The organism is Saccharibacillus qingshengii (assembly GCF_013185195.1).
GTDB classification, from domain to species: Bacteria; Bacillota; Bacilli; order Paenibacillales; family Paenibacillaceae; genus Saccharibacillus; species Saccharibacillus qingshengii.
On sequence record NZ_JAAZWC010000013.1, the window covers coordinates 85,028 to 99,043 of the forward strand.

The window sequence follows — 14,016 nt, forward strand, 5'->3', positions numbered from 1 at the left end:
GAGGGACCTTGAATGAAAGCGGAAAAAATTTCGGAAGCCGTTGTTCGCAGACTTCCCGTTTACCTGCGCCACCTGAGTGAACTGCATAAACGTGAAGTCATGACGGTATCGTCACAGGAACTCGGCCAGAAACTGGATCTCAATCCGGCGCAAATCCGGAAAGACCTTGCCTATTTCGGAGATTTTGGCCGCAAAGGTATCGGATACGACGTTTCTTACCTGATCGAGAAAATTCGCCATATCCTCAAGCTGGACCGCCAGATCAACGTGGCGCTGATCGGTGCGGGTAATCTGGGGCATGCGCTGTCCAATTATAATATGTACCTCAAAGAAAGCATGAAGATCGTAGCGGTGTTCGATTCGTATACGCCGAAGGTCGGCACCAAAATCAACAAACTGACCGTACAGCCGATCGAAGAACTGCAGTCTACCGTTGCGGAGAAAGGGATTCGCGTCGGGATTATTACCGTGCCGGATTCCGAAGCCCAGCGCGTGGCCGACCAACTGGTCGGAGCCGGCGTGGAAGCGATCCTGAATTTTGCGCCTACCGTCTTGAAGGTACCGGCCGAAGTCCGGATCCATACGGCCGATTTCACGACCGACCTGCTCAGCCTGGCTTATTATCTCGATAACGGAAAGGAAGCGGACATCCATGACAACGACAAACAGCCCGAGCAAGTGGATCGTTAGAAACGGCGTATTCGCCACCGGCCTGCAGGGAGAAGTCGTCAAAGGCTGTATGGTGATCGATCAAGGCATGATTGCCTATATCGGAACCGAAGAACCGGAAGACGCACGCGATCTGCCCTCGGTTGACGGAAAAGGCCTGCTGTTTATGCCGGGTCTGGTCAACAGCCACGGCCATACGGCCATGTCGCTGCTGCGGGGCTACGGAGACGACATGGTGCTGCAGGAATGGCTGCAGACCAAAATGTGGCCGATGGAAGCCAAGTTCACGTCGGACGATGTCTATTGGGGCAGTTCGCTGTCGATCATCGAAATGCTCAAAAGCGGGACAACGACCTTCCTCGATATGTACGACCATATGGACCGTGTTGCGGAAGCGGTAGTGAAATCGGGAATGCGGGCTTCGCTGACGCGCGGCGTTATCGGACTGTGTTCGGAAGAAGAACAGGAATCCAAACTGGCCGACGCGATCGCTTTTGCCAAAGCCTGGCACGGACAAGCGGACGGACGCATTACGGTTATGATGTCGCCGCATGCGCCGTATACCTGCCCGCCTGCCTTCATCGAACGGTTTGTTCAGGCGGCGCACGATCTGGATCTGCCGCTGCACACGCATATGTCGGAAACAGCGGCCGAAGTGGAGCAGAATGTTCGGGACTACGGACTGCGTCCGGTGGCCCATCTTGAAAAACAGGGCTTCTTCTCCCGTCCGTCGATGGTGGCGCATGCCGTTCACCTGACGGACGAAGAGATCGACATGCTCGCCGCGCACAAAGTGGCGGTCTCGCACAATCCGGGCAGCAACCTGAAGCTTGCGAGCGGCGTGGCGAGAGTGCCGCAGCTGCTCAAAGCGGGCGTTGTCGTATCGCTTGGCACAGACGGTCCGGCCAGCAACAACAACCTTGACATGTTCGAGGAGATGCGTCTGGCCGCGCTGATCCACAAAGGCGTATCGGGCGATCCGACAGCCGTTCCGGCAGCGGAAGCGCTGCGTATGGGGACGCTGTACGGGGCACAGTCGTTGTACCTGGACAACCTGGGTACCCTTGCCGCCGGAATGAAAGCGGACTTTGTGGCACTCGATACCGAGCAGGCCCATTTCCTGCCGCGCACCGACTACGTATCGCATATCGTGTATTCGGCTGCCGGCCAGGACGTCCGTCATGTCTGGGTGGACGGGGTTCAGATCGTCAAGAATCGGGAATGTCTGACGATGGACGAAGAGAAAATCCGGTTCGAAGCCCAAGCGGCATTCGAAGGGCTGCTGGCCCGGTAATCCGGACATCGGGAGGAAAGACAACGTGAGCAAGCGTACCAAAATCATCCTGCTGGCCGTGCTCGTTCTGCTGATCCTGCTGTCGGGAGCCTATTTGTATTACACGCTTTCGATGAAAGAACGGACAAACGAGCGGAGCGAGGCCGTCGCATTGGCCGTCTCCAAGGCGCAGTTGACCGAAACCGGGCGGGCAGACAAATGGGTATGGGGCGAGGACTCGATCTTCTGGGTCGTCCAGGGCTCGACGGCTGCGGGCGAGCAGCAGTACGTCTGGCTGCAATATACCCAAGAAGGCAAGCCGGCGCAAGGCAAAAGCGCGGTTCGGATCATGCCGGCGGCCGGAACGATATCCCGGGAAGACATGTGGAATCGGCTCGAAACCGAACTGCCCGATGCCGATTTGATCCGGATGCTTCCGGGCTTCTATAACAAACAGTACGTCTGGCAGATTTTCTATGAACAAGCCGGCGAGCATTACTACCGGTTCTACAGCCTGACGGACGGAAGAGCGATCGACGAGCCTTTCCTTCTTCCGAATTGGTAGGAACCCGCTGCCCAAGCCCGTTTTTTGCATGTGCGCCTGGCGGCGCAGGTTCGTCCGGCTTTTTGGCGGACGCTCGCCGAGAACATCAAAAAAGCTTCTCCATGATTGCATGGAGAAGCTTTTTTGTCATTCCCAACCTCCCTAAACGATACCGGATTCAGCCGAATCGGTAGGAGGTTCGAAGCGGTTGCAAAAGTGCCGACCCGCTGCTTGGTTGGAAGCTTTCGAAGCGGATCCGGAGCTGTTTTAGGGAAATACCTCCCGGTAAAACCGTGCCAAGCAAGCATTTACACGGTAGGGTGCGAATTAGAAAATGGGAAAACGGTGTGATATACTTATTCTCAACAAAGAGGTAAATTTGGATAAAGGAAAGAAATCGTAGGTTGTCAAGCAATGTTTGCATACACCAAAAAAGCATTCTGCAAAATGCTTAAAAAAGTGTAGCCGATTGATGGATGTCATACTCTGTTGCCACGCTAGCACATACAGCAAGAAGAGGAGAAATGCCCATTGAAAATCCGCATCCTTCCCGTAGCCCTTACTGCCGCACTGTCGCTGATTATTCTGCTCGGAGGCTGGTTTCTGTATCGCCAGACCGCACTTGAGCGTCCCATTGAGCAGATGCTCGCCAAATATCCGGGCGTTACCAGCGCCCAAGTGAACATTACCCAGAAGCAGGCCGTATTGAAACTCGATCTGCAGTCGAACGTGGATTTGCGCGGGATGATTGCCGAACTTCGCAAAACCGAAGGTTCCCTGCTGAAAAATCGCTCGATCGTTCTCGATATTGCCGACCATTCGACGCCCGAAATCGACGCTTTGTGGAAAAAAGCTTCCTTTTCGGTCGCAGAGGCCATGGCCAACAAACGCTATACCCTGATTCCCGATACGCTGTCCGAAATCCAAAGCGATAACGGCGGCTATACGATCTCCAGCGATATGGACGAACATTACATCTACGTTGCCCTAAGCTCCGCTTCGGACAACAAAGCCAATAAATATATCATTCTGCCGCTTGGTGCGGCGCCTGGAACGGGAGGACAAACCAATGCCTAGATGGACGAAAGAAATACTGATCGGGTTTACGGCGGCATTCGTTGTTTTCCTGGGACTGATCGGAGTCAACATCATGCCGCTTGCCGTATTGGCCTTGGTAGGAGCCGGAATCTTCGCCGTTCTGCAGATGAAAGGCGGATTGGCGGTAGGCGCGTCCCAGGACCGCAAGCGCAAAAAGCAAAAGCCGGAAAAATTCACGTTTGAACAAATCGGCGGCCAGGATAACTCCAAGCAGGAACTGCGCGAAGCCCTCGATTTTCTGATCAATCACGAAGAAATCAAAAAGCTCGGAATCCGGCCGCTCAAAGGCATTCTGCTGACGGGCCCTCCGGGAACCGGCAAAACGCTGATGGCCAAAGCGGCGGCTCATTATACGGATTCCGTATTCGTAGCCGCTTCGGGCAGCGATTTCGTCGAAATGTACGTCGGTGTCGGAGCGGGACGGATCCGCGATTTGTTCAAGGATGCGCGTACCCGTGCCGCACAGGAGAAAAAGCAAAGCGCAATCATCTTTATCGATGAGATCGATGTCATCGGAGGCAAGCGCGAAGGCGGCCAGCAGCGCGAATACGACCAGACGCTCAATCAGCTGCTGACCGAAATGGACGGCATCTATAACAACGAAGAGCCCCGCATCCTCGTCATCGCCGCAACCAACCGCAAAGAAATGCTCGACAGCGCGCTGCTGCGTCCCGGCCGTTTCGACCGTCATATCCAGGTCGACCTGCCGGACAAAAAAGGCCGCAAGCATATTCTCGAACTGCATGCCACAAGCCGTCCCGTTTCCAAAGAAGCGGACCTTGACCGGATTGCCGAAGAAGCTTACGGCTTCTCGGGTGCCCAGCTCGAAAGCGTCATGAACGAAGCGGCCATTTACGCCATGCGCGAAAAAGCGGCCGTCATCGGGCAGCAGCATCTGTCCCGGGCGATCGACAAGGTGATGCTCGGCGAGAAGACGGACCGCGAGACAAGCACGGAAGAAAAACGCCGCGTTGCGATCCATGAACTCGGTCATGCGATCATGGCCGAAGTGCTGCGTCCCGGCAGCGTGAGCCAGGTCGCGCTCAGCCCGCGCGGGCAGGCACTCGGCTATGTCCGTCACAATCCGCAAAAAGAACAGTATCTCTACACCAAGCAGTTCCTGGAAGAGCAGATCATGATCGCCCTGGCCGGTTCGGCGGCGGAAGAAATCTATTACGGAGGCCGCAGCACAGGGTCCCGCGGCGATTTCGAACAGGCGCTCGATCTGGTCGAGAACATGATCGTTTCGGGCCTTACGGATCTCGGCATCGTCAGTCTCAAGATGCTGACGCAGGAAGAATTGATGAAGCACAACGACAAAATCCTGCGCGCCCTGACGGAAGACACCCGCGGAGAGCTGGATCGTTACCGCCAGGTGTTCGAAGGCTCGCTCGATATTCTGATGCGTGAAGAAGTGCTGTCCGGCGATCAGTTCCGGGCGCAGTTCCGCAAGCTGACCCAGCTTCCGGCTTGATCGTTGTCTGGGATTGCTTTTTGTATGCGGCTTGACGGAAGCTCCGGGATAGGCATCCCGGGCCTTTTTGCGTCCCGACTTCACAAAATATCCGCAACTGCCTTGCCGCCAGTCAAGCTTGCAGGCTTATGATAGAGAGAGGTGTCCATGTCCGTAAGTCCGCGTTTGAATACCGCATAGAGTCGTTTTGGCGAATCCGAATATTTTTAATCCGCAATTTCTTTTTTACATTTCGGATATGCTAAGATATGATTAGATGTTGGGAATGCAAGACGCTCATGTCGGCTGTAGGAGTGGACAATCTTGCAGGAGAGACGAGAAAGGATGAATACTAGAGATGAATTTTAAAAAAATAGGCGTCGTCGGCGGCGGGGTCATGGGACAAGGCATCGCAGAGATGCTGGCTGCCCGCGGCCTTGATGTGCTGTTGGTCGAGAAAAATGATGAAAAGCTCGACCATGCATACAGCATGATCGAAACCAGTCTGGACAAAAAGCTGGAAAAATGGGGGATTACCCCGTCAGAGAAAAAGCTGACCCTGTCCAGAATCGCGAAAGTCAACCATTTTGCGGAGCTTGGCTCTTGCGATCTGGTCATTGAAACGATCTCGGAAGATCTGGAAGCGAAAAAAGCGGTGTTCGCCCAGCTGGACCAAGTTTGCCCGAGCCATGTTACACTGGCGAGCAACACCTCCGCGCTGAGCCTGACCGAAATCGGCAGCTCTACGCTGCACCCGGAACGCGTCATCGGCATGCACTTCATTTATCCGGTCGCTTCGATCAATCTCGTGGAACTGATCCGCGGATTGAAAACATCGGATACCGTTGTTGACGCGGCGAAATTCTTCGTGGAAGATACGCTCGACAAAAAAGGCATCATGGTCTACGAATCGCCAGGTTTTGTCAGCACCCGTCTGATCTGTACGCTGATCAATGAAGCGCTGCATGTGCTTGAAGAAGGCGTGGCTTCGGCCGAAGATATCGACGATGCCATGAGAATCGGCTACCAGTTCAACCGCGGACCGCTCGAAATGTGCGACCGTTTCGGTCTGGATTCAGTATTGGCGGCGCTCGAAGGCATGTTCCGCGAATACGGCGATATCAAATATCGTCCGGCCTTCATCTTGAAAAAGATGGTGCGCGCAGGGCAGCTCGGCACGAAGACCGGCGAAGGATTCTTCAAGTACGACAAGGATGGTGACAGACTGTGAAAGTACTCGTAATCAACTCGGGGAGCTCCTCGCTTAAATACCAGCTGTACGATATGACCGACGAATCGGTTCTGGCCAAAGGTCTGGTCGAGCGGATCGGAATGGATTCGTCCATTCTGACCCACAAACCGGCCGGCAAGGAAGAAGTCGTGGAAGTCAGCGAAATTCTGGAACACAATACGGCGATCCGCAAAGTCATCGACAAGCTGACCGACAGCGTGCACGGCGTAGTGTCCAGCGTGGACGAAATCAATGCGGTCGGACACCGTGTGGTACACGGCGGCGAATTCTTCAACGAATCCGCGCTCGTAAACAAGGAAGCGAAGAAAAATATCCGCGCCTTGATCGATCTGGCTCCGCTGCACAATCCGGCGGCCGTTATGGGGATCGAAGCGACGGAAGTCAACATGCCGGGCGTCCCGCAGGTTGTCGTATTCGATACCGCGTTCCACCAAACGATGCCGGAAAGATCGTACCTGTACGCGATCCCTCGTGTCCTGTACAGCAAGTACAAAGTGCGCCGCTACGGCTTCCATGGCACATCGCATTATTACGTCAGCCTGGCGGCCGCCGAATTCCTCGGCAAACCGATCGAAGACATGAAGATCATCACGGCGCATATCGGCAACGGCGGCAGCCTGACGGCGATTCAGGGCGGCGTATCCGTCGACACGTCGATGGGCATGACTCCGCTCGAAGGTCTGATGATGGGTACCCGTTCGGGCGACCTTGATCCGGCGATCGTGCCTTACGTCATGAACAAGGAAGAGCTGAGCGTCGGCGAAGTGAACTCAATGCTGAACAAGCACAGCGGCCTGCTGGCTATTTCGGGTATCAGCAGCGACATGCGCGATATTACGGACGGCTGGGAAAGCGGAGACAAGAACGCGACCTTGGCTTTTGAAATGTACGAATACCGTCTGCGCAAGTACATCGGTTCGTACGCTGCCGCCATGAACGGCGTCGACGTACTCGTCTTTACGGCGGGTGTCGGCGAAAACTCCGCAATCGTGCGCAAAGTGGTCTGTGAAAACCTGTCGTATCTCGGGATCGAGATCGACGAAGAGCTCAACAAAGTTCGTTCCGGCGATCCGCGCCGCATCTCCACGCCCAACTCCAAAGTGGAAGTGCTGGTCGTACCGACGAATGAAGAGCTCGTGATTGCCCGCGATACGTACCGCATCGTGGAAGCGAGCAAGGCTTAACACACAGGAGAGGAATGACTTGCATGTCCACCAAAACAGATATTCGCGGCGTCAGCGGCCATGTCGGCGAGACCGTCAAAATCGGCTGCTGGGTCAACAATAAACGTTCGAGCGGCAAGATCCAGTTTCTTCAGCTGCGGGACGGCACCGGTTATATTCAGGGCGTCGTCGTCAAAAGCGAAGTTTCGGAAAAAATCTGGAACGATGCCAAAAGTTTGACCCAGGAAAGCTCGCTTTACGTGACCGGCATCATTCGGGAAGAACCCCGCAGCAAATCGGGGTACGAGATGACGGTTACGGGAATCGAAGTGCTTCATCTGACCGAAGATTATCCGATTACGCCAAAAGAGCACGGTGTCGATTTCCTGATGGACCACCGCCATCTGTGGCTGCGTTCGACCAAGCAGCGCGCAGTGATGGTGGTGCGTGCACAGATCGTCCGCGCTATTCGCGAATTTTTCGATACACGCGGTTTCACCTTGATGGATCCTCCGATCCTGACGCCGTCTTCGGCTGAGGGAACAACGGAGCTGTTCCATATCAAATATTTCGACGAAGACGCCTACCTGACGCAAAGCGGACAGCTTTATATGGAAGCTGCCGCGATGGCGCTGGGTAAAGTGTATTCCTTCGGTCCGACCTTCCGTGCCGAGAAATCCAAAACGCGCCGTCACCTGATCGAGTTCTGGATGATCGAACCGGAAATGGCGTTTGTCGAATTGGAAGAAAGCCTGGAAGTCCAAGAGCAGTTCGTCAGCCATGTTGTGCAGTCCGTCCTGGACAACTGCAAAGCGGAGCTGGAAACGCTGGAGCGCGACGTGAGCAAGCTGGAACAAGTTACGGGCTCGTTCCCGCGTATCACGTACGACGAAGCGATCGAGTTCCTGAACAACAACGGGTTCGATGTGCCTTGGGGCGAAGATTTCGGTGCGCCGCATGAAACGGCGATTGCCAACCATTACGACAAACCGGTCTTCATTACGCATTATCCGGCGGAGATCAAGGCGTTCTATATGAAGCCCGATCCGAACCGTCCGGAAGTCGTTCTGTGCGCCGATATGATTGCACCGGAAGGCTACGGCGAAATCATCGGCGGCTCGCAGCGGATCGACGATCCGAAGCTGATGGAAGAACGTTTCGCACAGCATAACCTGGCTTCCGACGCGTACCAATGGTACATGGATCTGCGCAAGTACGGTTCCGTTCCGCATTCGGGCTTCGGTCTGGGCCTGGAACGTACCGTTGCCTGGATCTGCGGCCTCGATCACGTCCGGGAAACGATTCCGTTCCCGCGCATGCTGTACCGCCTCTATCCGTAAGGCGCTTTACGCATGCTGCGAAGAGCCGATCAGGCAGGCGGAAGGAGGAACAAGCGAGTGAATGACGAAGCCTGGAAGACTTGGGCCATGGGAGTCTCCTATGCGATGGAATCGCCGCAGGTTCATCTTCCTCACGCACTGCTGCGTTTTTACCGCAAAATGGAACTCAGCCTGGAAGAGACGATGCTGTTAATTCAGCTTATCGCTTTCCGTCAGGCCGAATTGAACGATTTTCCAACCCTTGAAGAACTGGGAGAACGGACAGGTCTTGAGCCGGGCGATCTTGCAGCCAAGCTGCAGCGCCTGATCAAAGACGGCTTTCTCGCGATTCATGAAGACGAGGATACGCCGTCCGGCATCCGTTACGAACGTTACAACCTGGCCGGGCTGTACGAGCGTCTGGCAGGCTGTCTGGCGGAAGAGCGGCGCAGCCAGCGCCGGGCCGAGCGTCCGATCGTTCCCGAAGAAGAAGCCGAGACGGTCGATAACCTGTTCCGTATTTTCGAACAGGAGTTTGCCCGTCCGCTCTCGCCGATGGAATGCGAGACGATCTCGGTCTGGATCGACCAGGACCGATATCCGGAAGAGCTGATCCTGTTGGCCCTCAAAGAATCGGTTTTTGCAGGCAAACTGCATTTCCGCTATATCGACCGGATCCTGCTCGAATGGAGCCGGAACCGGGTACGTACGCCGGAAGATGTCCGGGCCTATTCTCAGAAATTTAGAGGGCAAAGGTGATCCCCACTCTTTGAGCGCAGCGAAAAGAACGGGGATCACCGACCATCATTCACACAACGCCGAATTTCACCGTTTGAGCCTTGGCGAAAACGAAGAAACTTGGCGCGCCGCTCCCCGCAGCGGCATTCTACCGCTTTGCCTTAGGCAAAGCGGTTTTTCTATTCAAAGAGTGAGGTTCGCATCCGTTACGCCAACCTTCCAATTTGAACGGTCTTGCATGAAGTTTCGTTTCTGCAGCCATGACAAAAAAGACGCTCTCCCAAAAGCGGAGAACGTCTTTTTTGATTCTGTTGAATACCCGGTGCTGTGACTCCGGAGAGTGCTACTCTTTTACCGCACCGACGACAATCCCGGTTACGAAATACCGCTGCAGGAACGGATACACGATCAGGATCGGCAGGGCGCTGATAAAGATCTGCGAGGCACGAATCGTACGCTGCGACAGATTGGCGACGGCCTCGGGATCAAGCTTCGACATATCCGCCTGCACGATGATCGTCTGCATAAAGCTGGCCAGAGGAAGTTTCTCGGAATCGCGGATATAGATGATGCCGTCGAAGTACGCGTTCCAGTGTCCCACCATCATGAACAGGGACACGGTTGCGATAACCGGCAGCGACAGCGGCAGATAGATGCTGAAGAAGGTCCGCAGATGGCCGGCACCGTCGATAAACGCGGCTTCTTCCAGGTCTTTGGGAACGCCGCGGAAAAAGTTCAGCAGCAGGATGATATTGAATACCGCGACGAGACCCGGCAGGATCAGCGCCCAGAGCGAGTTCATCAAGCCGAGCTTGAGAATCAGAATATAGCCGGGAATCAGTCCGCCGCTGAACAGCATCGTGACGACAAAGTACCACAGATACACGTTGCGGGCGGCAAATACGCGGGTTTCTTTGGACAGTGCGTAGGCGGCCGTCGTATTGACGACCAGCGCAAGCGCCGTACCGAGAATAGTCCGCTGCACCGATACCCAGAGCGAAGACAGGAAGTTGGCGTTGTCGAACGTTTTGGCGTAAGCTTCGAAAGTGAACCCGATCGGCCAGAAAGTGACCAGTCCCGCATTGGCGGGAGCGGTCGAGCTGAGCGACACCATAAGCAGGTGAAGCAGCGGCAGCAGGCAGGCGATCGAGACAGCCGTCAGAAATATATTGTTGCAGATACTGAAAATCCGGTAGGGAAGCGTTTTGTGATACATGGACGAAGTCTCCTTTCTGCTCGATGAATTTCGTGCCTTGACCAAGTTAAAAGTAAGGTTACGTTCCCCTGAGATTTCGTACCTGAAGCGTGTACGAAGTCTCCGACGGAATTGTTATTTCAGAAAAACGTAAACCTCTGATTAAGAGTTGAAAGGGTACGAGTACCTTGTCAACACTAAAGGTAAGGTTACGTTCCCCTGAATCGCACCTAAAGCGTGCGCGTTTCAGAAAAACGTAAACCTCTGATTAAGAGTTGAAAGGGTACGAGTACCTTGACCGATAAAGAGGTTAGGTTACGCCCCTCGAAAACCCGCTTGAACCGTGCGTGTTTCCGACGAACGCAAACCTTAGATTTAATTCGGTCAAGGTACTAGAAGATGCGGTATCCGGCGAAGCGGTAAGCCAGACGGTACGAGACGGCGATCAGGATCAAGCTGATGACCGACTTGAAAAGGTTCACGGCTGTGGCAAAGCTGAATTGTCCACTGAGCAGGCCTTCGCGGTACACGAATGTATCGATGATATCGCCTTGTTGGTAAATGAGCGGGCTGTACAGGTTGAAGATCTGGTCGAAGTTGGCGTTCAGCACGTTGCCCAGCGCAAGCGTCGCGATGACGATCGCGATCGGAACGAGCGAAGGAATCGTGATGTACAGCGTCTGTTTCCACCGGGTCGCTCCATCGACTTCCGCCGCTTCGTACAGCGCGGGATTGATGCCCGACAAAGCGGCCAGGAAGATGATCGTATTGAAGCCGAACTCTTTCCAGACGTCGCTGACAATGATGGTGAACCGGAACCAGTTGCCGTCACCCAGGAAGAAGATCGGCTTCGTTCCGAACAGATAGACGATAAATTGATTGATGAGTCCGGTCTGCGCGAGCATGTCGATCAGAATGCCGGACAGCGTCACCCAAGAAAGAAAGTGAGGCAGATAAACGAGAGTCTGAATCGACCGTTTCAATGCCATTTTCCGGACTTCGTTCAGCAGCAGCGCAAAAACGAAAGGCACGATCAGGTTCATGACAATCTTGGTACAGGCGAAAAAGAGCGTATTGCCCGTGATTTTGAGGAAATATTCATTCTCCCACATGTACTGGAAATGCTTCAGGCCTACCCAGGGCGACTCGGCAAATCCGAGCGCAGGCTTGTAATCCTGAAAAGCCATTACGATACCGCTCATGGGAATATACGAAAAAATAAAGACCATAATGGCTGCCGGAAGCACCATGAGATGCAGTATCAATGGCTGTTTGCGGCCTCTTTTTCTTTTGCCGCCGAGCGCTTCTGTCTGTTTTGTCCGCTCGCTTGTCGTTGCTTTCATTGCTTTCCCCCGCTTCCAAATGTGTGGTGTGTCTCTACGTTCTCTGCTATATATAAATAGTATCAAGCAAGTGTCGGGGTCGATATATAACAATGTTAGGATCGATAGGCTTTTATTAGGGACAACGATCCGGAGGAGTACTTTATGCAGCAAATACTCGAAGCAGCGGGCGTCCGGGAGAAGCCCCGGGGCCGTTTTAGTCTGTTTGCCAAGATGAACAGCTTGATTGCGATTTTGTTTCTTCCGATCGTGCTCGCCTATACGTATTCGAACGATGTGACTTTTCACGTGGTCAGCCGCGAGCTTCAGACGTCCAGTGCCCGTCAGCTGACTTTTCTCTCGGGTCAGATCGATTCGAGGCTCAACCAGATGATGGATTTCAGTCTTACGTTTTCCCGCGATCCGAATGCCCGGGATTTTAACGGATTGAATGTGTGGGGGGACCGGTACGACCGCATGCAGACCCGTTACGCCATTCAGGAAAAAATGATGCTGCAGTCCGGAGTAACCGATATCTGGCCGGCCCGTTATGCCCTGCATTCGCAGCAGAATCGCCAGGTGATCTCAAATTATGCGCGCACCGGAGACTACAGCGAAGATTATCTGCGGCGCAATATGAGCGGGAAATGGACCTACGGCGACGCGGGCAGCGGACAGCCGCCGTATTTCTATTGGTTCTATACCGACTCGCTCGGGCAGCAGGGACTGCTGACGGGCAGCAGCCTTGTCGTGGAAGCAAGTTTCAGTTCGGACAATATCCGCAATATGCTCGATACATACAAAGCGGGCGGCCAAGGCGATCCTTTTTATTATCACAAAGGGGATGCGCCTATTCTGAACAGCAGTGCGGACCGGGAGCTGTCGGAAGCCTTGATCGCCGATCTGAATACGCATCCGCTCGAGCGTACCGCCCAGCGGATTGTGGAGCTGCGGGGGCAGGATTATCTGGTCAGCTCGGTCGGTTCGGCGTATCTGGACGGACAGTTGATCGATGTCGTGCCGCTGGGGCAGGTGCTCGGGCCGATCTCGTTCAGCCGCAATCTGTTCTATCTGTCGATCGGGCTGCTGTTCGTACTTGGCGTCTCGGCTTCCGTCCTGCTGTACCGCAACGTGCAGCGTCCGATCCGCAAATTGATGAACGGCTTGCTGCGGGTGCAAAGCGGCGATTATTCGGTTCGTCTGCACGCCCGGAACCGGAACGAGTTCTCGTTCGTGTTCGAACGGTTCAACGATATGTCGCAGCGGATCCAGGAACTGATCGAGAATGTATTCAACGAGAAGATCAGGGCCCGGGAAGCGACGCTCAAACAGCTTCAGGCCCAGATCAACCCGCATTTTCTGTATAATTGTCTGGGATACATTATCAATATGGCGCAGATGAAAGACGAAGAAGCGGTGGTCTCCATGGCTTTCAACCTGAGTGCCTATTACCGCTACACCACCCGTATGGAAAAAGAAATCGCTCCGCTCGAAGAGGAAGTCCGTCTGCTCGTCAACTATCTCGATATCCAGAAACTGCGGAACGGCAGAATCGATTATCGGATTGATCTTACGGAAGAGCTGCGGCGGCAGGAGATTCCGAGGTTGATGATCCAGCCCATTGTCGAAAATGCGGTTATCCACGGGGTAGCCAAATCCTATGCGTCGGGCGAAATCCGGATTACGGGCGGCCTGGAAGACGGATTCTGCGTGATTCGAATCGATGACGACGGACCGGGACTGACCGCCGAAGAGTACGACGCGCTGAATCGGAAAATGGACGAAGAACTGCGGGAAGAGATGGGCTGCGGGCTCTGGAATACGTATCAGCGTATCGTGCATCAATTCGGCAGCCGGTCGGGACTCCGCTTCGGTCCGTCGCCGGCAGGAGGATTCCGGACCGAAATTTTCTGGCAGATCCCCGGCGAGCCGGAAGCCGATCCGATTCGTCCGGCTGTAAGCTATTAAAAAGCAAGAAGGAGAGAATCAT

13 protein-coding genes are annotated in these 14,016 nt (G+C 54.5%); 11 read left to right on the forward strand and 2 right to left on the reverse strand.

Translation table 11 applies throughout. The annotated features are described in order from the left end of the window. Positions 1-12 precede the first annotated feature (12 nt). The 10 genes from HRQ60_RS13035 to HRQ60_RS13080 all read left to right on the forward strand — a co-directional run bounded on the left by HRQ60_RS13035 (position 13) and on the right by HRQ60_RS13080 (position 9,840). Positions 13-690, forward strand: a complete 678-nt coding sequence (locus HRQ60_RS13035) for a redox-sensing transcriptional repressor Rex (protein ID WP_172196262.1) — start codon at positions 13-15, stop codon at positions 688-690. Continuing rightward, on the forward strand, positions 653-1,963 hold the full coding sequence (locus tag HRQ60_RS13040; protein WP_172196263.1) for an amidohydrolase: 1,311 nt from the start codon (positions 653-655) through the stop codon (positions 1,961-1,963). The genes HRQ60_RS13035 and HRQ60_RS13040 overlap by 38 nt, the downstream gene beginning before the upstream one ends. Before the next feature lie 25 nt (positions 1,964-1,988). After that, entirely contained in the window at positions 1,989-2,507 is a 519-nt protein-coding gene (locus tag HRQ60_RS13045; protein ID WP_172196264.1) for a DUF5590 domain-containing protein, read from the forward strand. A gap of 510 nt (positions 2,508-3,017) precedes the next feature. Continuing rightward, positions 3,018-3,563 (forward strand): heavy-metal-associated domain-containing protein, encoded by a 546-nt coding sequence (locus HRQ60_RS13050; RefSeq protein ID WP_172196265.1) that lies wholly within the window; start codon positions 3,018-3,020, stop codon positions 3,561-3,563. Then, positions 3,556-5,058 (forward strand): AAA family ATPase, encoded by a 1,503-nt coding sequence (locus HRQ60_RS13055; RefSeq protein WP_172196266.1) that lies wholly within the window; start codon positions 3,556-3,558, stop codon positions 5,056-5,058. The genes HRQ60_RS13050 and HRQ60_RS13055 overlap by 8 nt, the downstream gene beginning before the upstream one ends. Positions 5,059-5,395: 337 nt before the next feature. Then, positions 5,396-6,268, forward strand: a complete 873-nt coding sequence (locus HRQ60_RS13060; RefSeq protein ID WP_172196267.1) for a 3-hydroxyacyl-CoA dehydrogenase family protein — start codon at positions 5,396-5,398, stop codon at positions 6,266-6,268. Continuing rightward, positions 6,265-7,473: an acetate/propionate family kinase gene (locus tag HRQ60_RS13065; RefSeq protein ID WP_172196268.1), complete on the forward strand. Its 1,209-nt coding sequence runs from the start codon at positions 6,265-6,267 to the stop codon at positions 7,471-7,473. Before HRQ60_RS13060 ends, HRQ60_RS13065 begins: the two co-directional genes overlap by 4 nt. A 23-nt stretch (positions 7,474-7,496) precedes the next feature. Beyond that, positions 7,497-8,792: an asparagine--tRNA ligase gene (gene asnS, locus HRQ60_RS13070; RefSeq protein ID WP_172196269.1), complete on the forward strand. Its 1,296-nt coding sequence runs from the start codon at positions 7,497-7,499 to the stop codon at positions 8,790-8,792. Positions 8,793-8,849: 57 nt separating this feature from the next. Continuing rightward, on the forward strand, positions 8,850-9,530 hold the full coding sequence (locus HRQ60_RS13075) for a DnaD domain protein (protein ID WP_172196270.1): 681 nt from the start codon (positions 8,850-8,852) through the stop codon (positions 9,528-9,530). Between the two features lie 10 nt (positions 9,531-9,540). Further along, entirely contained in the window at positions 9,541-9,840 is a 300-nt protein-coding gene (locus HRQ60_RS13080) for a hypothetical protein (protein WP_172196271.1), read from the forward strand. A 12-nt stretch (positions 9,841-9,852) separates the two neighbouring features. Here the strand turns inward: HRQ60_RS13080 and HRQ60_RS13085 are convergent, their stop codons facing one another. Beyond that, positions 9,853-10,725: a carbohydrate ABC transporter permease gene (locus HRQ60_RS13085; protein WP_172196272.1), complete on the reverse strand. Its 873-nt coding sequence runs from the start codon at positions 10,723-10,725 to the stop codon at positions 9,853-9,855. A gap of 371 nt (positions 10,726-11,096) precedes the next feature. Beyond that, a complete protein-coding gene (locus HRQ60_RS13090) occupies positions 11,097-12,047 on the reverse strand; it encodes an ABC transporter permease (protein WP_172196273.1) in 951 nt (316 codons plus the stop codon). A gap of 144 nt (positions 12,048-12,191) precedes the next feature. On the opposite strand from HRQ60_RS13090, the gene HRQ60_RS13095 reads away from it, so the two are divergent. Continuing rightward, positions 12,192-13,994 carry a sensor histidine kinase gene (locus tag HRQ60_RS13095; RefSeq protein ID WP_246281306.1) on the forward strand — a complete coding sequence of 601 codons (1,803 nt, stop codon included), beginning with the start codon at positions 12,192-12,194 and terminating at the stop codon, positions 13,992-13,994. Positions 13,995-14,016 lie beyond the last annotated feature (22 nt).